This window comes from Pantoea sp. X-Soil-ISGK-421, assembly GCF_059730785.1.
The window spans coordinates 827323-849892 of record NZ_AP035980.1 but is presented as its reverse complement, the minus strand read 5'-3'; the positions used below and the strand labels follow the sequence as shown (position 1 = coordinate 849892).

At 54.3% G+C, this 22570-nt stretch carries 24 protein-coding genes; 16 read left to right on the top strand and 8 right to left on the bottom strand.

Annotated elements, in window-relative coordinates; all coding sequences use genetic code 11:
* The first annotated feature begins 437 nt into the window (after positions 1–437).
* The 4 genes from AC6I8K_RS22570 (at position 438) to AC6I8K_RS22555 (ending at position 5287) form a co-directional block, all read left to right on the top strand.
* Entirely contained in the window at positions 438–1814 is a 1377-nt protein-coding gene (locus AC6I8K_RS22570) for an aldehyde dehydrogenase family protein (protein WP_497827656.1), read from the top strand.
* Positions 1815–2005: 191 nt separating this feature from the next.
* Positions 2006–3280, top strand: a complete 1275-nt coding sequence (locus tag AC6I8K_RS22565) for a nucleoside permease (protein WP_497827655.1) — start codon at positions 2006–2008, stop codon at positions 3278–3280.
* A gap of 17 nt (positions 3281–3297) precedes the next feature.
* Positions 3298–4320, top strand: a complete 1023-nt coding sequence (locus AC6I8K_RS22560; RefSeq protein WP_497827678.1) for an ADP-ribosylglycohydrolase family protein — start codon at positions 3298–3300, stop codon at positions 4318–4320.
* On the top strand, positions 4307–5287 hold the full coding sequence (locus AC6I8K_RS22555) for a PfkB family carbohydrate kinase (protein ID WP_497827654.1): 981 nt from the start codon (positions 4307–4309) through the stop codon (positions 5285–5287). The genes AC6I8K_RS22560 and AC6I8K_RS22555 overlap by 14 nt, the downstream gene beginning before the upstream one ends.
* Here AC6I8K_RS22555 and AC6I8K_RS22550 read toward each other — a convergent pair.
* Positions 5274–6014: a GntR family transcriptional regulator gene (locus AC6I8K_RS22550; protein WP_497827653.1), complete on the bottom strand. Its 741-nt coding sequence runs from the start codon at positions 6012–6014 to the stop codon at positions 5274–5276. The two genes, AC6I8K_RS22555 and AC6I8K_RS22550, sit on opposite strands and share 14 nt — an antisense overlap.
* A gap of 194 nt (positions 6015–6208) precedes the next feature.
* Here AC6I8K_RS22550 and AC6I8K_RS22545 point away from each other — a divergent pair, with 194 nt between their 5' ends.
* Both AC6I8K_RS22545 and AC6I8K_RS22540 read left to right on the top strand, forming a co-directional pair.
* Complete coding sequence (locus tag AC6I8K_RS22545) at positions 6209–7909, top strand: Hsp70 family protein (RefSeq protein ID WP_497827652.1); 1701 nt, start codon at positions 6209–6211, stop codon at positions 7907–7909.
* Positions 7906–9285, top strand: a complete 1380-nt coding sequence (locus AC6I8K_RS22540; RefSeq protein ID WP_497827651.1) for a J domain-containing protein — start codon at positions 7906–7908, stop codon at positions 9283–9285. The genes AC6I8K_RS22545 and AC6I8K_RS22540 overlap by 4 nt, the downstream gene beginning before the upstream one ends.
* 33 nt (positions 9286–9318) lie before the next feature.
* Here AC6I8K_RS22540 and AC6I8K_RS22535 read toward each other — a convergent pair whose 3' ends face one another.
* Complete coding sequence (locus AC6I8K_RS22535) at positions 9319–9504, bottom strand: tautomerase family protein (protein ID WP_064741376.1); 186 nt, start codon at positions 9502–9504, stop codon at positions 9319–9321.
* Between the two features lie 166 nt (positions 9505–9670).
* Between AC6I8K_RS22535 and AC6I8K_RS22530 the strand changes: the two genes are divergently transcribed.
* The 4 genes from AC6I8K_RS22530 to AC6I8K_RS22515 are packed head-to-tail and all read left to right on the top strand — an operon-like array spanning position 9671 to position 14314.
* Entirely contained in the window at positions 9671–11197 is a 1527-nt protein-coding gene (locus AC6I8K_RS22530; protein ID WP_497827650.1) for an ABC transporter substrate-binding protein, read from the top strand.
* Entirely contained in the window at positions 11197–12132 is a 936-nt protein-coding gene (locus AC6I8K_RS22525; RefSeq protein ID WP_483818528.1) for an ABC transporter permease, read from the top strand. Before AC6I8K_RS22530 ends, AC6I8K_RS22525 begins: the two co-directional genes overlap by 1 nt.
* Positions 12129–12914 (top strand): ABC transporter permease, encoded by a 786-nt coding sequence (locus AC6I8K_RS22520; protein WP_497827649.1) that lies wholly within the window; start codon positions 12129–12131, stop codon positions 12912–12914. Before AC6I8K_RS22525 ends, AC6I8K_RS22520 begins: the two co-directional genes overlap by 4 nt.
* The gene (locus AC6I8K_RS22515; protein ID WP_497827648.1) at positions 12911–14314 is read left to right on the top strand and encodes an ABC transporter ATP-binding protein; all 1404 of its coding nucleotides are present in this window, start codon (positions 12911–12913) and stop codon (positions 14312–14314) included. The genes AC6I8K_RS22520 and AC6I8K_RS22515 overlap by 4 nt, the downstream gene beginning before the upstream one ends.
* Here AC6I8K_RS22515 and AC6I8K_RS22510 read toward each other — a convergent pair.
* Positions 14311–14832, bottom strand: coding sequence for a GNAT family N-acetyltransferase (locus AC6I8K_RS22510; protein WP_064741372.1), 522 nt, complete (start codon positions 14830–14832; stop codon positions 14311–14313). The genes AC6I8K_RS22515 and AC6I8K_RS22510 overlap by 4 nt on opposite strands.
* Positions 14833–15120: 288 nt before the next feature.
* The gene (locus tag AC6I8K_RS22505; RefSeq protein WP_064741371.1) at positions 15121–15669 is read right to left on the bottom strand and encodes a helix-turn-helix domain-containing protein; all 549 of its coding nucleotides are present in this window, start codon (positions 15667–15669) and stop codon (positions 15121–15123) included.
* Between the two features lie 102 nt (positions 15670–15771).
* On the opposite strand from AC6I8K_RS22505, the gene AC6I8K_RS22500 reads away from it, so the two are divergent.
* A complete protein-coding gene (locus AC6I8K_RS22500) occupies positions 15772–16446 on the top strand; it encodes an AzlC family ABC transporter permease (RefSeq protein ID WP_483818529.1) in 675 nt (224 codons plus the stop codon).
* Complete coding sequence (locus AC6I8K_RS22495; protein WP_064741369.1) at positions 16436–16756, top strand: AzlD domain-containing protein; 321 nt, start codon at positions 16436–16438, stop codon at positions 16754–16756. The genes AC6I8K_RS22500 and AC6I8K_RS22495 overlap by 11 nt, the downstream gene beginning before the upstream one ends.
* Here the strand turns inward: AC6I8K_RS22495 and AC6I8K_RS22490 are convergent.
* Complete coding sequence (locus tag AC6I8K_RS22490; protein ID WP_483818158.1) at positions 16738–17280, bottom strand: GNAT family N-acetyltransferase; 543 nt, start codon at positions 17278–17280, stop codon at positions 16738–16740. The two genes, AC6I8K_RS22495 and AC6I8K_RS22490, sit on opposite strands and share 19 nt — an antisense overlap.
* A 93-nt stretch (positions 17281–17373) precedes the next feature.
* On the opposite strand from AC6I8K_RS22490, the gene AC6I8K_RS22485 reads away from it, so the two are divergent.
* From AC6I8K_RS22485 to AC6I8K_RS22475, 3 genes are read left to right on the top strand one after another with little or no spacing between them, the layout of a single operon-like run.
* Positions 17374–17844 carry a GNAT family N-acetyltransferase gene (locus AC6I8K_RS22485; protein WP_483818159.1) on the top strand — a complete coding sequence of 157 codons (471 nt, stop codon included), beginning with the start codon at positions 17374–17376 and terminating at the stop codon, positions 17842–17844.
* Between the two features lie 43 nt (positions 17845–17887).
* Complete coding sequence (gene corA, locus AC6I8K_RS22480; RefSeq protein WP_497827677.1) at positions 17888–18856, top strand: magnesium/cobalt transporter CorA; 969 nt, start codon at positions 17888–17890, stop codon at positions 18854–18856.
* A gap of 59 nt (positions 18857–18915) precedes the next feature.
* Positions 18916–19602, top strand: coding sequence for a DJ-1/PfpI family protein (locus tag AC6I8K_RS22475; RefSeq protein ID WP_483818160.1), 687 nt, complete (start codon positions 18916–18918; stop codon positions 19600–19602).
* Positions 19603–19644: 42 nt separating this feature from the next.
* Here the strand turns inward: AC6I8K_RS22475 and AC6I8K_RS22470 are convergent, their stop codons facing one another.
* Entirely contained in the window at positions 19645–20376 is a 732-nt protein-coding gene (locus tag AC6I8K_RS22470) for an SDR family oxidoreductase (protein WP_483818161.1), read from the bottom strand.
* Positions 20377–20535: 159 nt separating this feature from the next.
* On the opposite strand from AC6I8K_RS22470, the gene AC6I8K_RS22465 reads away from it, so the two are divergent.
* Positions 20536–21468 (top strand): AraC family transcriptional regulator, encoded by a 933-nt coding sequence (locus AC6I8K_RS22465; RefSeq protein ID WP_483818162.1) that lies wholly within the window; start codon positions 20536–20538, stop codon positions 21466–21468.
* Position 21469: 1 nt separating this feature from the next.
* Here the strand turns inward: AC6I8K_RS22465 and AC6I8K_RS22460 are convergent, their stop codons facing one another.
* On the bottom strand, positions 21470–21601 hold the full coding sequence (locus AC6I8K_RS22460) for a hypothetical protein (protein WP_483818163.1): 132 nt from the start codon (positions 21599–21601) through the stop codon (positions 21470–21472).
* 201 nt (positions 21602–21802) lie between these two features.
* Positions 21803–22507 carry an SDR family oxidoreductase gene (locus AC6I8K_RS22455; protein WP_483818164.1) on the bottom strand — a complete coding sequence of 235 codons (705 nt, stop codon included), beginning with the start codon at positions 22505–22507 and terminating at the stop codon, positions 21803–21805.
* Positions 22508–22570 lie beyond the last annotated feature (63 nt).

Below are 22570 nucleotides of genomic sequence, written 5' to 3'. Positions count from 1 at the left end.
ATTACAGTGAACATTAACACTGTTTATAGTGAACATTCTACTCTCTATAGTGAATAAACTACTGACTCCAGTGAACACTTTACTCATTATAGTGAACGCGATCACCTTCTGAGGCCTTGTGGGGTGCGGCCTGCGACGATCGGGGATCTCTTAGGATCTCTTTTAGATCTCTATATGATCTTTCTTTAAGATCTATTCACTGTATAACTGAATAACTGCAGGATCAGAGCGGCTTAGGCATGCCAAAGCGGTGAAAACAAGTTCATCACCATTACATGCAGATTGATCCCTTAAAATCATCAGTTTTACCGATTAAGATCTTAATACTTCTCCTGATATGAACAACTTCCTCATTATTATTCATTTTTAAGAAACTGCTGGTCGGCGTAAGGTGAACACCACTGAACATCATTTCACTTACGACGAGGACATCTTTCATGACTGACAACGTTATCTCCCGCAATCCAACGAATGGCGAAATCCTCGCAAGCTATCCATTGCAAAGCTCAGCAGAGCTGGAGAGTGCATTGCAACAAAGCGCCAGTGCATTTGCTGAGTGGCGGTACACCGACATGCCGCAGCGCGTAAAAGTATTGCGTCAGCTGGCTGAGCAAATCCGTCAACGTCAGGATGAGCTGGCTAAAATGGCCACGCTGGAAATGGGTAAACCTATTGCTCAGGCTCGCGCTGAAGTCCTGAAATGCGCCAATCTCTGCGACTGGTATGCCGAGCAAGGCCCGGCGATCCTTGCAGATAAACCCACACTTGTAGAAAACCAGCAAGCCTGGCAGTCGTTCCGTCCGCTGGGTGTGATCCTCGCGGTGATGCCCTGGAACTTCCCTTACTGGCAAGTACTGCGCGGCGCAGTCAGCATGTTGCTGGCAGGCAATACCTATGTACTGAAACATGCACCGAGCGTGATGGGATCCGCCAATCTGATGGCAACACTGTTTGATGCAACCGATCTGCCTAAAGGCGGCTTCACCGTGATCAACGTCGATAACGATGGCGTATCTGCTGCAATTAAAGATCCGCGTATTGCGGCTGTGGCAGTCACTGGCAGCGTACGTGCCGGCGCGGCCATTGCAGCGCAGGCCGGTGCGGTATTAAAGAAAACCGTCCTCGAACTGGGCGGCGCGGATCCTTTCATTGTACTTGCGGATGCAGACCTTGATGCTGCAGTAGCCTCAGCAGTCACAGGACGCTATCAGAACACCGGACAGGTATGCATGGCAGCCAAGCGCTTCATTATTGAAGAAAGCGTCGCAGAAGCGTTTGAGGCACGTTTCAGCGCTGCGGTTCAGGCATTGAAAATCGGCGATCCTTTAGCGGAAGAAACCTACATCGGACCGATGGCGCGTTACGATCTGCGTGATGAGCTGGATAATCAGGTTCAGCAGACCATCAAGGAAGGCGCGCGGCTGGTATTAGGTGGCCATAAGATCGACGGTCCAGGCAACTATTACGCCCCGACGATTCTCGCCGATGTTACGCCAGCGATGACGGCTTTCCAGCAGGAAATATTTGGCCCGGTTGCGGCGATTACCCTCGCTCGAGATGCTCAGCATGCCCTGGAACTGGCTAATGACAGCGAATTCGGCCTTAGTGCAACCGTGTGGAGCGGCAATGAAGCGCTGGCCAACGAATTGGCGGAAAAACTGGAAACTGGCGCGGTATTCATCAACGGTAATGGCGCGTCGGATCCGCGTGTAGCGATTGGAGGCGTGAAAAAGAGCGGCTATGGCCGTGAACTGTCGAGCTTTGGCGTCCACGAGTTCTGCAACATTCAAACGGTATGGAAAAACCGTCGCTGAGTATTATAGGGCGCGTCAGGCGCGCCCTCATTCACTTCTCCTCATCTACCTCCTTACCGTTACTTCCCATCTCAAACCGTTGCACTTCACTTAAAATGTTGTGGACAAGTTCAAAAAATCGGCCAGTGGTATTATAAAGGTATTATCTCTGGTGTTAGATTGGCCCCACCTACACCGGGGAGTCCTTTTTAATGAAAACAACAATCCCAAAACTGTCGTTCATGATGTTTCTTGAGTGGTTTATCTGGGGCGCATGGTTTGTGCCGCTGTGGGCATTTCTCAGCAAAAACGGCTTCTCGCCGGTTGAGATCGCCTGGTGCTACGCCTGTACATCGATAGCAGCCATTTTGTCGCCGATCCTTGCCGGATCGCTGGCCGATCGCTTCTTCCAGGCGCAAAAAGTGTTGTCGCTGCTCACAATCGTCGGATCGATTCTGATGTTCTTCGCAGCCCAGCAAACGCACTTCAGCGGCTTCTTCCCCCTGTTGTTGCTGTATGCACTGACTTACATGCCTACCATTGCCTTAACCAACAGCATCGCATTTTCACATGTTGCTGATGTAGAACGTGATTATCCACGCATTCGCGTCATGGGCACCCTTGGCTGGATTGCTTCAGGCATCGTCTGTGGTTTCCTGCCGCCGTTGCTAGGCTATGGCGATATCTCCGCGAGCAACGTGCCGTTGTTAATCACGGCAGCAAGCTCGCTGTTGCTGGGAATATTTGCTCTGATGCTGCCCGCAACCGAGCCGAAGAGTAGCGGAAAATTCAGCTTGCGCGTTGCGCTTGGTCTGGATGCGCTGCATCTGTTGAAGGATCGCAGTTTCCTCGTCTTCTTCGTCTGCTCCTTCCTGTTCAGCATGCCGCTGGCGTTTTACTACATCTTTGCCGAAGGCTATCTGACGGAAGTCGGTTTGCCGCATGCCACCGGCTGGATGACGCTCGGCCAGGTATCAGAGATCTTCTTCCTGCTGGCACTGCCGTTCTTCATTAAACGCTTTGGCATCGGCAAAGTACTCCTGCTCGGATTAACCACTGCCGCACTGCGCTATGTGTTTTTCGTGTTCGGCGGCGATCAAAACATGCTGACGTACGGCTTGCTGTTTATGGGCATTTTGCTGCACGGCGTCAGCTACGATTTTTATTTCATCACCGCTTACATCTACGTTGATAAGAAAGCACCTGTGGCGATGCGCAACGCCGCGCAAGGTTTGATTACGCTGGCCTGTCAGGGCATCGGCAGCCTGCTCGGTTATCGCCTTGGTGGCTATCTGATGCAGGAAATGTTCGCCTACGATCAACCACGCAACGGCCAGACTTTTAACTGGGCCGGCATGTGGATGTTCGGCAGCGTGATGATCGTCATGATTACCATCGCCTTTATTGTCCTGTTCCGAGACGGCAAAAAACGCAGCGATGAACTTACCGCTTTTGAAAATTCAGCAACCGCTGACAGCCATAAATAAGGGATTTCACTATGACGATGACAACGCATGAAAAACGGATTTTAGGCGCGTTTTACGGCCAGGCGCTGGGCGATGCGATGGGCATGCCATCGGAATTGTGGCCGCGTTCGCGCGTGAAGCAGCACTTTGGCTGGATCGATCGCTTCCTGCCCGGTCCGGCTGAAAACAATGCTGCCTGCTACTTTGGCCGGGCAGCCTTTACCGATGACACCTCGATGGCGCTGGCATTAGCCGATGCGATCGTAACTCATGATGGCGAGATCAATGCGGAAACCATTGGCGCGAATATTTTGCAGTGGGCCGAGTCGTTTGATGCTTTTAACAAGAACGTGCTGGGGCCGACCTCAAAAATCGCGCTCAATGCCATGAAAGCAGGCACGCCGGTATCGCAGCTGGAAAATAACGGCATGACCAACGGCGCAGCGATGCGCGTATCACCGCTTGGTTGCCTGCTGCCAGCACGTGATTTATCCGCTTTCATTGATGCAGTAGCGCTGGCGTCGAGCCCAACGCATAAATCGGATGTCGCGATTTCCGGTGCCACGGTGATTGCGTGGGCAGTTTCACGCGCCATTGATGGCGCAACCTGGCCAACCATCCGCGATGAATTGCCCGCGATTGCCCGCGCGGCGCAGGAAAAGCGTGTCACTACCTTTAGCGCGTCCATGGCGGCACGTCTCGAACTGGCTTTAAACGTTGTTGCGCAGGGCAGGGGCGTGGAATCCACTCTGCAGCAGATTTACGATGTGGTGGGCACCGGAACCGCCACCATTGAATCGGTTCCGGCGGCGATTGCGATGGTAGAATTAGCTGAAACGAATCCGAACCGCTGCGCGATCCTTTGCGCTAATCTTGGCGGCGATACCGATACCATCGGCGCGATGGCGGTGGCTATTTGCGGCGCGCTGCACGGAATTGACAGCATCGACGTTGCGTTGAAAGCTGAGTTGGATGCCGCCAATGCACTGGATTTCACCCGCTACAGCGCCGCATTCACGCGTTTCCGCCAGCAGCGCGAGGCCGCTTATGTTGACGCCTGATGATCTGAATCGCCTTGAAAGTCGTATGCCGGTGCTGGTGGTTGGCGCGGCAGTTGTGGATGTGATTGCCGATGCCTACTCGTTGCCGCATCGTGGCAGTGATATTGAACTCCACCAGCAGGGCGTCAATGTGGGCGGCTGTGCGCTGAATGTGGCGATTGCGCTGCACCGGCTTGGCATCCCGTCAATTAATGCGCTGCCGCTCGGCAACGGCACCTGGGCGAGCATTGTGCGGCAGAAGCTAACGGAATATGGCATTCACAGCGTGCTGGAAACGGCAAAAGGTGACAACGGTTGGTGTTTAGCGCTCGTTGAACCCGATGGCGAGCGCACTTTTCTATCGGTGAGTGGTGTGGAAAATCAGTGGGATGCAGCGCTTCTGAACACGCTGCCGCAGCCGGATAATTGTTGGATCTACCTTTCCGGCTATCAACTCACCAGCAAAAGTGGGGACGTGCTGATCGACTGGCTGGAGCAACAAACCTCGCCCTATCAGTTGCTGGTGGATTTCGGCCCGCGTCTGGCGGATATCGGTAATGTGCAGTTCGAACGCATTATGGCGCGCCATCCACTGATTACAGTGAACAGGCAGGAAGCTGAACTGTTGTGGCATGAACGTCTGGCTCAGTCTGAACCCTTTGATGCGCAACAGTTATTGATGCGCTGGCAGCAGCGTTTTGGTGGCGCGATGGTGGTGCGTCTCGATAGCGAAGGCGCGGGTTACGTTAACGCGGAGACACAAGGCTGGATGCCGGCGCTGCCCACTAAAGTGGTGGATACCATCGGAGCGGGCGACAGCCACGCGGGTGGATTACTGGCGGGATTGGCTTCGGGCTGGTCGCTGGCCGAGAGCGTCGCGCTGGGCAACGCCGTGGCGTCTTATGTGGTATCACAGCGCGGCGGCGATTGCGCGCCGGATCGCGCTACGTTAAACAGCTATTGGCAACAGCGGCTTACTCAGCAATAAACACATACATGTCGCTGCGACAGTAGCTAATGCTGTACTCCAGCGGATTGCCCTGCGCGTCTAACGCCAGTTGCTTGATAACCAGAACGGGTACGTTGTCGGGCAGGGCGATCTGCAGCTTTAGCGCCTCATCAGGCATGCGAGCACTCACTCTGCTTTGCGATTTCACCGGCAGGATGTGCTGCTGGTGGAAATAGTCGTAAAGTGAAATGCCGATCTCTTCCACATCAGCGATGTAACGCGCCGGTACCCAGGATTCTTCCACCGACACCGCTAAGTGGTCGACATAGCGAATGCGCTTCAACTGATACACTTCGCTGCCTTTACTCAGCCCCAGCTTCTCGGCGATTCCTGCATCGCAGTGGATTTTGCTTTTATGAATCCACACGGTGTCGGGCTTTTTGCCACGCAATACCGCTTGTTGCGACAAGCCTTTTGGTTCTTTCAGTGAATATTCGAACTGGCTACAAATCTGCGTACCGTAGCCACGAGAACGCAATACCACGCCCTCTTTTTCCAGCGCATCCATGGCTTTACGTACCGTAATGCGCGAAATACTCAGCGACTGGCTGAAATCTCGTTCACTCGGCAGAATCTCTTCATTGACTAATACGCCATCTCGCACCGCATCTTTGATCGCCATTGCGAAACGCTTGTACAGCGGTATGCGGCTGTCATCGGCAAGGGTAGAAGTAAGCCGCGAAAATAGTGCAGTTTGGTCGGTCATAGCGTGCTAGTTCACTCAATTTGGTAGGCGGCAGAACCGCTATGATACTGACTTTTCGCCTTATCTTCATTGCAAGAGATAACGGCGTGTAAAGGCTAAAGATCCTGGCTGTGTCGCCGATAAGCACGTTAATAATACCCAGATTAACTATCAAAATAGCGCATCTGAGGGTAATGAACCTCAAAGGAATGAATATGGCCACCAGACAGGTTATAGGAATTGATCTTGGCACCACAAATAGTGCAGTCGCTGTGTGGCGTGAAGGAAAACCGCAATTAATAGCTAATACCGCAGGAAGCCTGCTCACGCCTTCTGTGGTGGGACTTGACGATGAAGGTCACCTGATTATCGGACAAGCTGCACATCATCGGCTCAGTACACACCCGCACCTCACACAAGCCAGTTTTAAGCGCTATATGGGCACAGAAGCGACTTTATCTCTCGGTTCGCACTTATTTCGCGCTGAAGAACTCTCCGCCATATTATTGCGACAGCTAAAGCAGGATGCAGAAAACGCGCTGGGTGAGGAGATTTCTGATGCGGTAATTACCGTTCCTGCTTATTTCAATGATGTGCAGAGACGCGCCGTGAAAACCGCCGGAAAACTGGCTGGACTCAACGTTTTGCGGCTGCTGAATGAACCTACCGCAGCCTCGCTCGCCTTTGGCTTGCTGGAAAACCGCGAACAAAAATACCTGACATTCGATTTAGGCGGCGGCACCTTTGATGTCTCAATCATTGATATGTTTGACGGCGTCGTCGAAGTTCGTGCCAGTAGTGGCGACGTACAGTTAGGAGGCGATGACTTCAGTGAAGCGATATGCCAGTGGATGTTAAACAAGTACCCTGCTTTGAAAGACGCTTTACCCGCAGTGAAACCTGCTTTGCTGGCGCAGGCAGAAAACCTGAAACGCGGCTTGAGTCATCATGTTGAGGACAGCGCAGAGCTTCTCTGGCAGGGCGAAACATGGCGATGGACCTTAGATGAAAAGCAGCTCAGTGAATGTTGCCAAACATTAATTACTCGCCTGCAGCAGCCGGTGATACAGGCTTTGCATGACGCTCGTTTTTCACTTAAAGATCTCGATCATGTCTTACTGGTGGGCGGCGCGACGCGAATGCCGCTGGTGCGTCAGGCCGTTGCTCGCCTGTTTGGCCGCTTCCCTCGTCATGATCTTCATCCCGATGAAGCCGTAGCACTTGGTGCGGGTGTTCAGGCAGGAATGGTGATGAAAGATGCCGCTGTTGAAGACATCATTTTGACAGATGTTATGCCTTTTTCGCTTGGCATGGAGACCGTTAAAGAGAGCTACGGTCAGCTGGAAGAGGGATTTTTTCTGCCGTTGATCGAGCGCAATACATGGCTTCCGGTCAGTCGCAGTAAAACAGTGCAAACCGTCTCTGATAACCAAACACACGTGTTGTTAAAGGTCTATCAAGGCGAAGGTCGTCGGGTTAAAGATAATGTTTACCTGGGAGAAATGCGCATTGACGTGCCATTGCGTAAAGCAGGGGACGTTTCATTAGATGTGCGTTTCACTTATACGCTGGATGGTCTGCTGGAAGTTGAGTGTCAACACGATAAGAGTCTCATACCTTCGCGGCTGGTGATTGAAAAAGTCCCCGGTCAGATGAGTGCGGAACAAATTGAAGCGAGCTTACACAAGCTGAATGAATTAAAACAACATCCACGCGATCGCCAGGAAAACCAAGCGTTGCTGGTGCGGGGTGGACGTTTGTATCAATTCCTGCTCGGAGAAGAGCGTGCCTGGATTGATAACGTGATTCATGCTTTTGAGCTGGCTTTAAATAGTCAGGATGAGCGGCGTATTGCCGATGTACGGCAAAAAGTGGTTGAGGCACTGGCCCGCTTTGATGAGGTAACACCGCAATGAGTCACTGGCAGATTCTCGATATTGAACCTACACAGGATGAGGCGCTCATTCGCCGCGCTTATTCACGGCTGCTAAAAACGCATCGACCTGACAGCGATCCTGAAGGCTATCAGCGGTTAAGAGAAGCTTTTGAACAGGCTAAAAACTGTGCTGTGGACGCGGCGCTCGAGGCTGAAACGCGGGATGAGGATGAAACGGCTGGCGCTGAATTCAGCAGTGTGGTGAGCGCACTACAAATGGATGAGTGGCTGGCAACGACAGATGTCTCGCAAGCAAATGGGGATTTATCCAATTACGCGTTTACCCTTACGCCGCTCTACACCCGTGAAGAGCTCGCCAGGCTGGCAAAACTGTTGATTGATGAAGAGATGCAAGGCATTAAATCGCTGAGAGGGTTGTACCAGCGCGTCTGCAGCGAGGGCAATTTGCTACAACAGCAGCAGTTTCACAACGATTTGGCAGCCGTGCTCGCTGAACAACCTGAACTCACGGATGGATTGTTGCAGCGGATAAGCGATGAACTCGGGTGGGGATTAGATGATTACAACGTCCATTTACTCTCTGAACGCATGCAGCAGGCACTCGGCTGGCAAGTGCGCAACACCGAGCGGGAACAAGCCTGGAAAAAGCTCACTAATGAAAGTGTAAACGGCAGTTTTATGCCGCGGACTGCCGTTACGTTGCTGCTCAGCGATCGAACAGAGATGCCTTTCTGGGCGCGTTTAGTGCCAGGACTTGTGACTCAAATGTCGCAGCGTGTGAATGCCTTATATGCAGCATTTCCTGAGCTCCTCGAACGAATTAATCCTGCGATGCTGGAGTTTATGGGTTCTGAGCGGATTACGTTGAGCTGGCGCGGCATTTTTCTGATGGTTTTTTGGCTGGTTATGTTCCATTTCCTGCTGCCCGGAGCGTTAGTCACTTCCGTTACGGGCTGGATGGGAATGGGATTGGTGCTGTTTTATCTCTATTTCAGCGACATGATTATGTGTGGCTTACAGCGGCGACCACGCATGCTTGAAGCATTTTTGACAATGGAATGTTTGTTTTCAGCCTTGTTGCTTTGCCTGTTATGTTTTTCCGGTTTATTCATCATCATTAACGACTTACCCGGTAAATGGCCTGGCGGAATGCCTTATGTTTTCCTGCTTATCATCGAATTTATGATCTTTTGGTCAGTATGGCCGCGAAATGTTGTGGGGATGAGGAGGCCTGGAATTGCGATGAGCCAGTTAATCAGCACGCCATGGCGCTTGATGCAAAGATTAGATTACGCGCCCATTTCATGGCCGCTGACTGCGGTATTCAGTGTATTTTTATATAAGCTTCTAATTTTAATCCTAAAAATACCTTCGCAGCTTTCACCTTACTGGTAAAAAAAGAGGCAGAGATTTCTGCCTCGCTGCTTTTCAGCGTTCATCAAACGGCACGCCGCCTTTCGACTTATGGTGTTTTGGCGTTTCAATAATGGAAACCGTCACTGAATTAGCGTCGATCTCAAACGAATCTGCCACCGCGGCAGTGACGGCTCTCAGCAACTTCTTCTTCTGCTCAACCGTGCGACCTTCCGCCGCATACACAATGATTTCTGGCATATCTGCTGCTCCTTAAAAAAATGTTCGTTTGCAGCATACCGCAGCCAAAGCCCTGCGTGCAGCGGCAATCACCCGTCTTTGTCGCCAATCTGTGTTGAAATGTGTATTGTTATGTTATAACGTAATTAACTCTTTTAATATGTAGCGGCTTCAGTCGGAAATCATAATGAAATCAATGAAAAATTTGCTTATCGCTGCGGCGTTAGGCCTGGCTTCTTACGCCTCAATGGCGGCGGAACATCAGGATAAACCGGTGCGGATTGCGGCGCCGTTTGAAATCAAAGGCACCGATCCGGCGCTCTCTGGCGACATTTTGTTGCGCATGGATGTGGTGGAAACGCTGGTGGAGGTCAACGAACGTGCTGAGCCCATTCCTGCGCTGGCGCAAAGCTGGCAAGTTTCCGCTGATGGTCTGAACTGGCAAATTACGCTGCGTGATAACGTGCGTTTCCATGATGGATCGCCGCTGGATGCGGCCGCCGTAGTGAAATCACTGAATACCGCGCGCAGCAAAGCAGGTTTGCTGGATAAAACCCCCATCACCGCTATCAGCGGGGAAGGGCAACGCGTCACGATTTCCTTGCGCGAACCTTTTACGCCGCTGCTGTCGGTACTGGCTGAAAGCCGTTCGCAGATTCTGGCGCTCGCCAGTTGGGATGCACAGGGCAATATCACCCGCATCATCGGCAGCGGACCGTTTATCTTGACGTCGTTCCAGCCGCCGCAGTCGCTGGCGGTAAAGCGTTTTGACGATTACTGGGGCGAAAAACCGGCGATTAAGGCGGCCAGCTATCTCTCATCCGGGCGCGCCGAAACCCGCGCATTGCTGGCGGAAAGCGGTGACGCGGATTACGTTTTCAACCTTGATGCGGCCAGCCGTCAGCGTTTAGCTCGTAAACCGTCGCTGCAACTGCCCTCCATCCCGGTGCCGCGCACGTTGATGCTGAAAGTGAATCCGGGCGATACGCTGTTAGCCGAACAGCCGGTGCGTGAAGCGATCAGCCTGGCGATTGACCGTAACGCGCTGGCGATGGCAGTGCTGCGTTACCCTGGCGCGGCCAGCCAGCTATTCCCGCCGAATATGGGTGAATGGCATAACAGCGCACTGCAACCGCTGCAGTACAATCCGCAGCAGGCGACACGGCAACTGCAAGCCGCAGGCTGGAAAATGGGTGCGGATGGCGTGTTAGCGCGTAACGGTCAGCGCTTTAGTGTGACGCTACTGACATTCCCCGATCGTCCCGAACTGCCGCTGATGGCGATGGTGATCCAGCAGCAGCTGCGTAAAGTCGGCATTGAGGTGAAGATCAACTCTACCAACGCCAGCGAAATTCCGGCACAGCATCACAGCAATCGTCTGCAACTGGCGCTGTTTTCCCGCAACTTTGCGCTGACACCCGATCCAACCGGCACGTTACTGCAGGATTACGCGGAGAAGGGCGGTGACTGGGGCGCAATGAACTGGCATCCGGCCGGTTTTAGCACGGCGTTGCACACCTTAACGCAATCCACCGATGCGGCTGAACGAGCGCAGGCGCGTAACCTGATTACCGCGTCTTTACAGCAGGATTTACCGGTGATCCCGCTTGCCTGGTATCAGCAATCGGCCGCCATCAACAGCAAGCTGAAAAACGTCACGCTCGATCCCTTTGAACGCCACTTTGGTCTGCGCCACATGGCGTGGGAGCAATGATGATTAAGCTTCTTGGCTGGCGCTTAGCGCAGGCAGTTTTTGTTGTACTGGCGGTGGGTTTACTCACCTGGTTTTTGGTGCAGGCTTTGCCCGGCGATATGGCATGGCGCATTGCCAGCGGCCGCTATGGCTACGATCGTGTAGATGCCAGTGCGGTGGCACGTGTGCAGCAGGAACTAAGCGGCTCGCTGCAGCAAGGCAGCGCGTTGTTGCACTGGCTATACGATCTGCTGCAGTTCAACTTTGGTCGATCGCTGGTCTCCGGCGAGCCGGTGATGGATGAACTGCGCTGGCAGTTGAGCCAAACGCTGGCACTGGCAGGCACATCGTTGCTTCTGACGATATTGCTCACCTTGCCGCTGGGCATTTGGGCCGGATGTCACGCAAATGGCAAGCTCGATCGTGCGTTGTTCTGGCTCAGCGCGCTGCTGAAATCCGTGCCGCATTTTGCCCTTGGCATGTTGCTGATTGTGCTGCTGGCACTCCAGCTTGATTGGCTACCGAGCGCCGGGCACGGCGAACTGCGTCATTTTCTGTTGCCATCCTTGACGCTGGCATTGTCGCTCACCGCGGTAGGTGTGCGCGTAGTGCGTGAAGCCACCTATCAGGTTGTCACATCGGGCTATTACCGCTGGGGCGCGCAGAAAGGTTTAGCACCCGCGACACGCTTACGGCGTCACGGGGTGCGAAATCTGGCATCGCCGGTGTTGACCTGGTTCGGCATGCAGTTTGTCTGGCTGGTGGAAGGCGTGGTGGTGGTAGAAACGCTGTTTGCCTGGCCCGGCATGGGTCACGCGCTGGTACATGCCATCTTCGCCCGTGATGTTCCGGTGATTCAGGCCAGCGCCATGGCGCTCGGACTGCTGTTTGTACTGCTGAATATGCTGGTGGATGCGGGTTGTTATCTGCTTGATCCTCGGGGAGCGCGCGCATGAGCCTGTCAATTTCGCGTCTGCTAGGTCTGCTGATGTTGTGCTTGCTACTTGGATTCGCCTTCCTGTTACCTCTGATTGATCGCGGTGATCCGCTGGAACAGGATCTGCTGCGGATACTGCAGGCGCCCAGCAGCGGCAGCCTTCTCGGGTTTGATCATCTTGGTCGCGACATGCTGCCGCGCCTCAGTGCAGCATTGCGTCTCTCGCTCGGCCTCGCGGCGTTGTGCGTGATGAGCGCGATGATGGCAGGCGTAGTGACTGGCATGTTCAGCGCGGTGTATGGCGGCTGGCTTGATCGACTGATCAGCCTGCTCGGCGATATGTGTCTCGCGCTGCCGGGGTTATTGCTGGTGCTCCTGTTAGCGGCGATTGCACCTGATTCGCCCGGCATGCTGTGGTTGGGGATTTCGCTGGTGTTGTGGGTGGAGTTCTTCCGCGTGACGCGCGCAACGTTGCGTCCGTTAGTGCATGCGCCAGGCATGCAAGCCTCAAGGCTATTAGGTTTCTCGGCGTTCTATCGCTTCCGCCGTCACCTGTGGCCTGCGTTAGCGCCGATATTAATGACGTTGATACTTTTTTCGTTTAGCAGCGCCATCATGGCCGTATCAGCCCTGGGTTTTATCAGCGTTGGCGTACGTCCGCCCACGCCAGAACTGGGATTGATGATGACCGAACTGCTGCCGTTCGCGTGGGAAGCACCGTGGCTATTACTGCAACCGGTGACTGCGCTGTTTCTGCTGCTGATCAGCCTGAATCTGTTGATGAACAAGGAGAGAAAATGAAAGGATTGCATGCGATCGGTATCACCGTCACAACGTCCAGCGCTACGCTGGTGGAACCGGTGAATCTTACCTTGCTGCCGGGCCAACCGCTGACCTTGCTAGGGGAAACCGGCTCGGGTAAAAGTCTGCTGGCGCAGGCGATGATGGGGATTTTGCCCGACGATTTACAGGCCAGCGGCACGCTGATCATCAACACGCGCCGTTTTACTCTGCCGCAGGATGTCGCGTTGTTGCGCGAATTATGGGGCCGCACGTTAGCATCGCTGCCACAGGAGCCGTGGTTGTCGCTTGATCCCACCATGCCGATAAAGCAGCAGGTAGCAGAAGGCTATCGTTTTGTGCGCGGTCAGGGAAAGGCAGCCAGCGCTATCGCCGCCAGCAACGATTTGCAGCAGCTTGGCTTAGAGGACGCAGCACCGCGTTTTCCATGGCAACTTTCCGGCGGGATGGCGCAGCGCGCCGCTTTTGCCGCGGCACGCGCAGGGGGGGCGGAGATACTGATTGCTGACGAGCCGACCAAAGGACTGGATGTGGCGCGTCGTGATGAGGTTGCGTCTTTGCTGCGTCGTGAAGTGGCCGACGGCGGCACGCTGCTTACCATCACCCACGACATCGCGCTGGCCCGCCAGTTGGGCGGTGAGGTTATCGTGATGCATAAAGGCAAGGTGATTGAGCAGGGTATGGCAGAACAGGTGCTACATACGCCGCAACAAGAGTACACGCGTGAGTTACTCGCTGCTGATCCAGCGGCCTGGTCAACGCGGCAACAAACTTTGGTGGGCAGCAAACCAGTGGTAAGTGCTGAAGGTATCCGCTTACAGCGCGGCGCTAAATCGCTCGGCGTGCCGCAAAACATTATCCTGCACGCGGGGGAAGTTGTGGGATTGCACGGCGCCAGCGGCAGCGGAAAAAGTAGCTTTGGCGATGTGCTACTCGGACTGTTAACGCCGCAGCAAGGGCAAGTGACGCGCCATGCGGCGGTAGATACGCTGAAATATCAAAAGATTTATCAGGACCCATCAGCGCTGTTTCCGCCGACCCGCACGTTAGCGCAAAGCCTGAACGATGTGTTGCGCCGTCATCGCATTGCCTCCGCGCGGCGGGATGCGCTGATGGAGCAGCTGGCGCTGGCACCGGAATTGTTGACACGTCGGCCCGATTCACTCTCGGGGGGCGAGCTGCAGCGCTTCTCGCTGTTACGCGTGATGCTGCTGGATCCGGTATTTTTGTTCGCCGATGAACCTACATCGCGTCTGGATCCGCTGGTGCAGCAGCAAACCATCCAGCTCATCACCTCGCTGGCGTGTGAGCAGCAGTGCGCTGTGTTACTGGTGAGTCACGATCGCGATCTGCTGGAAAAGAGCTCGCATCGGGTGATTGCGATGCAGGCGGTCGCTTAACGTTCTGGAGGCTGGCTATCGCCGTGACCCAGCGATCGTTGCATCACCACGGTGTCGAGCCAGCGGCCATGTTTGAATCCCACCGACTTCATTACACCGGTGTGCTCAAAACCGAGCGCCCGGTGTAATCCCAGCGAGCCTGCGTTTGCGCTGTCGCCTACAATGGCAATGATTTGGCGAAATCCTGCCGCTTCCGCTAACGCAATGGCTTTCTGCAACAGGGCGCGGCCGATGCCTTTGCCGGTTTGCTGTTGATCGAGGTAAATCGAATCCTCCAGCGTAAAACGATAGGCATAGCGCGGGCGATAGGGTGCCAGATAGCAATAACCCAGCACGTGATCATTCTCCTGCGCCACCAGCCAAAACCCGCCGCGCTGCTGCACATCCTGCACGCGATTTTGCATTTCGCTCGCCGAAGGGGGTTCGGTTTCAAAGGTCGCTGTGCCGTGCAGCACGTGCCAGGCGTAGATTTTCTGAATAGCGGCGGCGTGATGGGGTCGGGCGGGAAGAATGTCCATATATTCCTGATTTTTAGCGGAGAAGCTCACAGCATGCCACTGCGCCGCACGCTAATCACCGGATTTAACAATAGGAAATTGTGATGGATAATCTACAACCTCTTAGCGTCGCCATCGATGGCGTAATGCCGATCATTTAAGCCCCGTTTTATTTACCGCACATTCCGTAGCGGCGCGATTTATCGCGCAATAAATTGCGCCGCTACAATATGCGCGCCAGGTAGTTGGGGTTTTCATCTCTTAACTGACAAGCATTACGCCATTGATGGCGACCTTGAGTAAGCGCGTTTAGTTCTGCTCCGACAGCTGCACCGCCATGGTATCCGCCTCTAACGCTTCAAATACATGCGGTTCATCGGCGGGATAGCACATGTAGTCGCCCGGAAGCAGTTCGACCGGCGCATCGCGCGGCCCCACCAGCGCACGGCCACGCGCGATGATCACATGCTCCACCGAGCCCGGCGGATGCGGTTTTGAGTCGCGCGGCGCGCCAGGTTGGCAGGTGACCAAATAAAGATCGCGGCGTCCGCCGGGGGGACAACTTGCCAGCAATGCAGCCTGATAATCCGCCATCTCTGCAGAAACAATCATGCCTTCGCCACGACGGATCACTTGCAAACGTTTTACGTCCGGTTCCATCAATCGCGCAAAAGGGATATTAAGCGCCACGCACAGCGCCCACAACGTTTCAAGGCTGGGATTGCCATTACCGGCTTCGAGTTGTGACAGCGTTGATTTGGCGATCCCGGCGCGACGCGCCACTTCTGTCAGTGAAAGCCCCGCGCGCTGACGTTCGCGCAGTAATCCGACAGCAATAATATCAATTGGCGTGGTCAAAGCTACTCCTGTTCTTTATAACGAACGTTTTGTTCGTCTTGTAAAACAATTCTGACGCGTTCATTATAACGTCTTTCCTGTTCGATATGAGATCAAATTGTGATGCGTCTGGGTGCAGTGCCGCTTGATCGCGGCGTAATAAAAGCCATCTTCCTGGTATGTCTGGCCGACGGTATTGTCGGGCTTTCATACGGTTCGCTGGCGGCGGCCGAAGGGTTTCCGCTGTGGGTGCCCATCGCACTCTCCACGCTGGTTCTGGCGGGCGCATCGGAGTTCCTGTTCATCGGCATCGTGGCGGGTGGCGGCAGTCCGCTGACGGCAGCGGCGGCGGGTCTGCTGGTTAACGCACGTCATCTGCCATTTGGCATTGCGGTCAAAGATTTGGTGGGTAAAGGCAGCCGCAGCTTGCTGGGTTGCCACATTATGAATGATGAAAGCGTGGTGTTTGGTATATCTCAGCCGAAACTGGCGCAGCGACGCGCCGCGTACTGGATTTGCGGTTTAGGTATCTTCACCATCTGGCCGCTGTCGGTCATCGGCGGCGCGGCGATCGGGCGTTTCATTCCCGATGTATCGGCCATTGGTCTGGATGCGGTATTTCCGGCGATTTTGATTGCCCTGATTTTCCCGGCGCTACGCCAGCGTCGCACGCTGATCCCCGCCTCGCTTGGCACCGTGCTGTCTGTGCTGGCGACGCCCTTTGTGCCAGCGGGCATGCCAGTGTTGTTTTCACTGTTGGGATTACTGAGCTGGCGGGAGCGTAAAAATGCAAAATAATCTGATCATTGGCGGCATTGCGCTTCTGGCGGTGGGCACTTATGCGATCCGCTTTGCCGGTTATCGTCTGGGCAGCCGCATGCAGATGTCGGATCGCGCTCGCAATATGCTGTCCGATGCCGCCACCGTTTTGCTGCTGGCGGTGGCCGTAACCACCGCGCTGTTTGAAGGCACGCACTTTGCCGGTGTGGCGCGCATCACCGGCGTGCTGTTTGCAGTGTTTCTCGCCTGGCGTCGCACACCGCTTATCCTCGTGATTATCGGTGCCGCGTTGATGACTGCGCTGTTGCGCTATTTGGGCGTACCCTGATCGCGCCAGGTTTGTGCGCGTAATTCATACACCAAACTGGCGGGTGCGCCCGGAACATCGTAAACCTGGTCGTAACAGCGCAGACCCGCCTTTTCCAGCACCTGCTGTGACGCGAGATGATCGTGACGCACCGCCGCATCAATCACCGTAAGCTGACATTCATCGAAGCCGTAAGCGATCACCGTTCGGGCGAACTCGGTGGCGTACCCTTTTCCCCACGCCTCTTTTGCCAGACGATAGCCAAGATTGTTTACCGGCCTGCCAGCAAACTCGCGCACCGTTAAGCCGCCAAATCCCAAAACCTTATCTGGCTGTTCACGCAGACAGATTGCCCAGTTGCCAAAGGGAAAGGATTGCCAGTGTGCCAGCCAGCGATTTAACACTTCTTGAGCACAGGCTAAATCGGGAAACGGGCCGGCCGGATTAAACATGTTGGTATCCGGATCGCCATAGATGGCAAACAGCCGTTGAACATCGTTGGGCTCAACCGGGCGGAGAAACAAGCGAGAGGAGGTGAGTTGCATGATCGTAACCTTTTGTAGCCGGATTCGGCGTTATCTTCCTGATGAGTTTTGCTACTGTGATACTCCACGGATTACTAGCATAGAGGAAAACGAATGAAACCGCGTTTAGCCCGCTGTGATGAAACGGCCGTACTGTGGCGCATCCGTAATCTTGCCATTCGCCACGGTTGTCAGGCGGTTTATCCGGCTGATGTCATCGCCGCATGGACGCCAGATGCGCTGCCATCCGGCTATTTCGAGGCGGTAAAAAGCAATCCGTTTTATGTGGTAGAGGATCCTGAACATGGCGTGGCCGCAACCGGTTTCCTCGATCTGCATAGCGGCAGCGTTGAAGCGATCTTTACCTTGCCCGCCTGCAACGGCAAAGGTTATGCCAGCGTAATCATGCAGGCGATTATCGATGAAGCGCGTCAGCGTGGTTTTACGCAACTGACGCTCGCCGCCACGCCCAACGCCAGTGGTTTCTATCGTCGCCACGGTTTTCGCGTGGTGCGGGAAGCGCTTTATCCCTCGGCGCTGGCGCAAGCCGATCTTCCTTGCGTAGAAATGGTACGCGAGCTTTAAGGCTAAAATGAAATACAGTACAAACAACAAGGATCGCGTGAATATGGTAATTAACTGCGTAGCGTATCGCCACGGCAAGCGCGAAGAACATGTCGATATCGCCGACATTAGTGAAGTACTAAAAGAAGAGAAATCCTTCGTCTGGATGGGATTGTACCAACCTGAACCGGCCTTTATGCAGACGCTGCAGCAGGAGTTTAGCCTGCACGAACTGGCGATTGAAGATGCGCTGGTGGCACATCAGCGACCGAAGATCGAGCAGTATGGCGATTCGGTATTTATCGTGGTAAAAACCGCCCACATGGATGATTTGCAGCGCATCACCTTCGGTGAAACCCACTTCTTCCTCGGCAAAAACTTCCTGATCACTGTGCGTCACGGTTCTTCGGAAGGCTATGCAGACATCCGCACCAAAGCCGAAAAGAACCAGGCATTACTGTGTGAAGGACCGGGTTATGCGCTCTATTGCATCCTCGATTTTATCGTTGATAACTACAGCAAAATCACCGAATCACTTAACGATCGCATCAGTGGTCTGGAAGAGGGCATGTTCACCACGCGTTTCGACAGCGACGCGCTGCAAAACGTTTATCACTTGCGCCGTGAACTGCTGGCACTGCGCAATGCGGCGCTGCCTGTGACAGAGATCTGCCAGCAGCTGGTGCGCTTCCATGAAGATATTATTCCGAAAAATCTGCGCGCCTATCTGCGTGACGTGCAGGATCACGCGCATCACGTGATGATCGATGCGGAAGATATGCGCGAAATGCTCACCAGCGTGATGCAGGTCAATCTGGCGCTGGTGTCGGTGCAGCAAAGCGAAGTGAATAAGAAGCTCGCCGGCTGGGGGGCGATTCTGATTGTACCGACCATTATTTTCAGCATGTACGGCATGAACTTCCCGGACATGCCAGAATTGCACACGCATTTTGGTTATCCCGCGGTGGTGGGCGTAACGGTCGTCATCTGCTGCGTAATGTGGTGGCGGCTGAAAAAAGCGGGTTGGTTGTAGTATGCAGGACTTCACCTTCATTATTTGAGTTAGGTCATGCCATTCTGGAGCGTCAAAACATGTTTAATATCGGCCTGCTGCTGTTCCCCAACCTCACGCAACTTGATCTCACCGGTCCGTGGGAAGTGTTTGCCCGCCTGCCCAACGTTAACAGCTATCTGATTTGGAAAGATCGCCAGCCGGTGATGTCCGATCGTGGTCTGGCGATTCTACCAACTACGACGTTCCAGGATTGCCCCCCGCTGGATCTTATCTGCATTCCCGGTGGTCCCGGCCAAATTGCGTTGATGGAAGATGACGAAACGTTGGGGTTTGTGTGCCGCATGGCGGAAAGCGCAAAGTGGGTCACATCGGTATGTACTGGTTCACTGGTGTTAGGCGCAGCAGGCTTGTTGCAGGGATATCGCGCGACGTCGCATTGGGGGTCACTTGAACAACTCAGCTTACTCGGGGCTACGCCGGTGGCAGAACGTGTGGTGCGTGACCGCAATCGTATCACTGGGGCGGGCGTAACATCGGGCATCGATTTTGCCTTAAGCGTGGCGGAAGCGCTTATGGGGCGTCAAATAGCGGAAAATATCCAGCTGCAGATGGAGTACGATCCGGCGCCACCGTTCAACTCAGGTTCGCCACGCAGCGCCTCGCCGGAAAGGTTAGCAGAGGCAAAACTCCAAATGCAGGACTTCATTGCTCGCCGACGCGCGGCAACCGAACGTGCCGCGGCGCGGCTCAAACGCAACGGCTGAAAACGGGCGATTTCAGCCTGAAATCGCCACGGGTTTGAACCCTTAATGTGCGCTGGCAGTAGGGCGCACGGTGATTTCATTGATATCTACGTCGCCAGGCTGATCGATGGCCCAACTAACTGCTTTGGCAATAGCTTCAGGCTTGAGCGCAATCTGGCGATAGCTCTTCATTGCTTCACGCGCGGTGTTATCGCTGATGGTATCGGCGAGTTCAGATTCAACCACGCCGGGATTGATCACTGTCACCCGCAGTTGCTGCGATTCCTGGCGCAGACCATCGGAAATGGCGCGCACGGCGAACTTGGTGGCGCAGTAAACGGCTGCGGTTGGCGAAACGGTTAGTGCGCCAATCGAGGCGATGTTGATGATGTGACCAAACTGCTGCGTATGCATGGTTGGCAGCACCGCCGCGATGCCGTAGAGCACACCACGAATGTTGACGTCCAGCATCAAATCCCACTCTTCGACTTTCAGTGCGCTCATCGGTGACAGCGGCATCACGCCCGCGTTATTGATCATCACATCAATGCGGCCATATTTTTCCAGCGCAAAGTCTGCCAACTGCTGCACATCAGCGCGCTGCGTGACATCGCTGGCGAGATAATCCACGCTTGCACCGGCTAACCGCAGTTCATTGCACAAAGTCTCCAGACGATCGGTGCGGCGCGCACCGAGTACCAGTTGATGTTCTTGCTGCGCTAAATGGCGCGCAATGCCTTCACCAATACCGCTGCTGGCACCGGTTAAAATAATCACTTTTTTCGCTGTGTTCATGCTGCACTCCTCGTTAAGTTGACGAGGATATTGTTGATAAATCACGCCGTATGCGACAGACCGGATTATGGCGCATCTTTGCCTGATCCTCTCGCCTACATTGTGCGGGCGTCATTTTCACCGCTATGCTTTGCCTGAATCTCTCTGAGGAAACCCTTTATGTCGCAAACCGTACAACAGCGTACCTGCGCCTTACTCAGTCAGCTGGCACGTCAGGAAGGCTACACGGAATCATTGCTGGAAAGCGTGCGCTTTATGCGTGCCGACCGGCAATGGGCACGAACGCCAGTGCTGTACGAGCCAAGTATTATCATTATTTGTCAGGGATCGAAGCGCGCTTTTCTCGCCGACAAAATGTATCGCTACGATGCGCAGCACTACCTGGTGTTATCGGTGCCGCTGCCATTTTCTGCGGAAACGGAAGCCACGTCAGAAGAGCCGCTGCTGGGCATCGCCATTCGTCTGGATGTGGACATGGTGGCAAGGCTGGTGGCGCAACTGACCAGCTGTGAAACGGCAGTTAACGCTTCACCGGCGGGTATCATTTCTACACCGATTAATCAGACGTTAGCAGAGAGTACGCTACGTTTACTGGAAGCGCTGAGCGATCCGCTTGAAGCCAAAATGCTAGGACCCGCGCGCGTCGAGGAGATTTGCTTTCGCATATTAATCGGTGAGCAGGGTGGCGCGGTGCGTGCCGCGTTGACTTATCAAGGCCATTTCGGCCGTATCGCACGTGCTTTACAGCGTATTCATGCCGACTGGCGTCAGCCGCTGGATGTACCGCATCTGGCGAACGAGGCGGGGATGAGTGTGCCGCGTTTTCATCTGCATTTCAAAACCGTGACGCAGACTTCGCCGATTCAATACCTTAAATCACTGCGTTTACATCAGGCGCGATTAATGATGATCCGCGATAACCTGACCGCCGCGGGTGCAGCCGCGCGTGTCGGCTATGAAAGCGATTCGCAATTTAGTCGTGAGTTTAAACGGATGTTTGGTCGCAGTCCGGCGGAAGAAGCACGGGAAATGAAAAGCGCGTTCGAATTATTACCGCCGGAGCAGTTGTCCGGCCGGTTACAGGCGCATTAGCTCAGCGAATGCCCATTACGGCAACCACCAGCAAAATCCAGAATGCTGCACAACCCGCGAACATCATTTGCCAGACTACACGGCGTTCTGCGGTTAAAAGAGAAGATAGGCGTAAACGTAAAATCGATTGCATAGCGACCTCCAATCAGAATGGTTAAAAATTGGCGTGCTGGGGCAGGAAGGTGCCGTCAGCGAATAAGACTATTCTGACTATTTATCGGCAATATAATCGACAAGACCAGTCTTGTTTGACTGTTGTTCATGAAAGAAAAAACAGGAAAGCCGCGAGCGAAAGGGATTCGCTCGCGGCTATCGGGGAGGATTAACAGGCTTGCTACACGTTGCGCGTCACGCCACCATCAACACGAATATTCTGAGCGGTAATATAGGCTGCGCCCGGTGAGGCGAGGAAAGCGATGGTCGCCGCCACTTCTTCAGACGTGCCGTAACGTTGCAGCGGAACGCTGTCGCGGCGCTCATCGGTTTTCGGCAAGCTGTCGATCCAGCCAGGTAAGACATTGTTGATGCGAATGTTATCAGCCGCGTAGGTATCGGCGAAGATTTTCGTGAAGGATGCCAGCCCGGCGCGGAACACCGCTGAAGTCGGGAACATATCCGTCGGCTCAAACGTCCACGCCGAGGAAATATTGATGATGCTGCCGCCGCCTTGTTGCTGCATGATGGGCGTGACCAGACGCGTGGCGCGCACCACATTCAAAAAGTACGTTTCCATTCCGAGCTGCCACTGCTCATCGGTTAATTCCAGAATCGGTGCGCGCGGACCATGACCTGCGCTGTTCACCAGCACGTCAATGCGGCCCCAGCGTGCCAGCGTTTTATCCACCAGCGTGTTTAAATCCTCCTGTGACTGATTCGAGCCTGTCACCCCTAAACCACCCAGTTTTTCCGCCAGCGTTTCACCTTTGCCGGAGGAGGAGAGGATGGCCACTTTAAAGCCGTCGCTCGCCAGTTTGCTGGCGGCTGCGGCGCCCATCCCGCTACCGCCAGCCACAATAACTGCTACTTTTTCTACTGCCATAATTCACCTTCCAGCTAATGAGTAATCGATTTAGGCCAGTATAAAAGGTAATTTTGGCAACAG

Excerpts from the sequence above, each read along its gene's own strand:
- AC6I8K_RS22570 (WP_497827656.1), top strand. The coding sequence starts at position 438 with ATGACTGACAACGTTATCTCCCGCAATCCAACGAATGGCGAAATCCTC.
- AC6I8K_RS22565 (WP_497827655.1), top strand. The coding sequence starts at position 2,006 with ATGAAAACAACAATCCCAAAACTGTCGTTCATGATGTTTCTTGAGTGG.
- AC6I8K_RS22560 (WP_497827678.1), top strand. The coding sequence starts at position 3,298 with ATGACAACGCATGAAAAACGGATTTTAGGCGCGTTTTACGGCCAGGCG.
- AC6I8K_RS22555 (WP_497827654.1), top strand. The coding sequence starts at position 4,307 with ATGTTGACGCCTGATGATCTGAATCGCCTTGAAAGTCGTATGCCGGTG.
- AC6I8K_RS22550 (WP_497827653.1), bottom strand. The coding sequence starts at position 6,014 with ATGACCGACCAAACTGCACTATTTTCGCGGCTTACTTCTACCCTTGCC.
- AC6I8K_RS22545 (WP_497827652.1), top strand. The coding sequence starts at position 6,209 with ATGGCCACCAGACAGGTTATAGGAATTGATCTTGGCACCACAAATAGT.
- AC6I8K_RS22540 (WP_497827651.1), top strand. The coding sequence starts at position 7,906 with ATGAGTCACTGGCAGATTCTCGATATTGAACCTACACAGGATGAGGCG.
- AC6I8K_RS22535 (WP_064741376.1), bottom strand. The coding sequence starts at position 9,504 with ATGCCAGAAATCATTGTGTATGCGGCGGAAGGTCGCACGGTTGAGCAG.
- AC6I8K_RS22530 (WP_497827650.1), top strand. The coding sequence starts at position 9,671 with ATGAAATCAATGAAAAATTTGCTTATCGCTGCGGCGTTAGGCCTGGCT.
- AC6I8K_RS22525 (WP_483818528.1), top strand. The coding sequence starts at position 11,197 with ATGATTAAGCTTCTTGGCTGGCGCTTAGCGCAGGCAGTTTTTGTTGTA.
- AC6I8K_RS22520 (WP_497827649.1), top strand. The coding sequence starts at position 12,129 with ATGAGCCTGTCAATTTCGCGTCTGCTAGGTCTGCTGATGTTGTGCTTG.
- AC6I8K_RS22515 (WP_497827648.1), top strand. The coding sequence starts at position 12,911 with ATGAAAGGATTGCATGCGATCGGTATCACCGTCACAACGTCCAGCGCT.
- AC6I8K_RS22510 (WP_064741372.1), bottom strand. The coding sequence starts at position 14,832 with ATGGACATTCTTCCCGCCCGACCCCATCACGCCGCCGCTATTCAGAAA.
- AC6I8K_RS22500 (WP_483818529.1), top strand. The coding sequence starts at position 15,772 with ATGCGTCTGGGTGCAGTGCCGCTTGATCGCGGCGTAATAAAAGCCATC.
- AC6I8K_RS22495 (WP_064741369.1), top strand. The coding sequence starts at position 16,436 with ATGCAAAATAATCTGATCATTGGCGGCATTGCGCTTCTGGCGGTGGGC.
- AC6I8K_RS22490 (WP_483818158.1), bottom strand. The coding sequence starts at position 17,280 with ATGCAACTCACCTCCTCTCGCTTGTTTCTCCGCCCGGTTGAGCCCAAC.
- AC6I8K_RS22485 (WP_483818159.1), top strand. The coding sequence starts at position 17,374 with ATGAAACCGCGTTTAGCCCGCTGTGATGAAACGGCCGTACTGTGGCGC.
- corA (WP_497827677.1), top strand. The coding sequence starts at position 17,888 with ATGGTAATTAACTGCGTAGCGTATCGCCACGGCAAGCGCGAAGAACAT.
- AC6I8K_RS22475 (WP_483818160.1), top strand. The coding sequence starts at position 18,916 with ATGTTTAATATCGGCCTGCTGCTGTTCCCCAACCTCACGCAACTTGAT.
- AC6I8K_RS22470 (WP_483818161.1), bottom strand. The coding sequence starts at position 20,376 with ATGAACACAGCGAAAAAAGTGATTATTTTAACCGGTGCCAGCAGCGGT.
- AC6I8K_RS22465 (WP_483818162.1), top strand. The coding sequence starts at position 20,536 with ATGTCGCAAACCGTACAACAGCGTACCTGCGCCTTACTCAGTCAGCTG.
- AC6I8K_RS22460 (WP_483818163.1), bottom strand. The coding sequence starts at position 21,601 with ATGCAATCGATTTTACGTTTACGCCTATCTTCTCTTTTAACCGCAGAA.
- AC6I8K_RS22455 (WP_483818164.1), bottom strand. The coding sequence starts at position 22,507 with ATGGCAGTAGAAAAAGTAGCAGTTATTGTGGCTGGCGGTAGCGGGATG.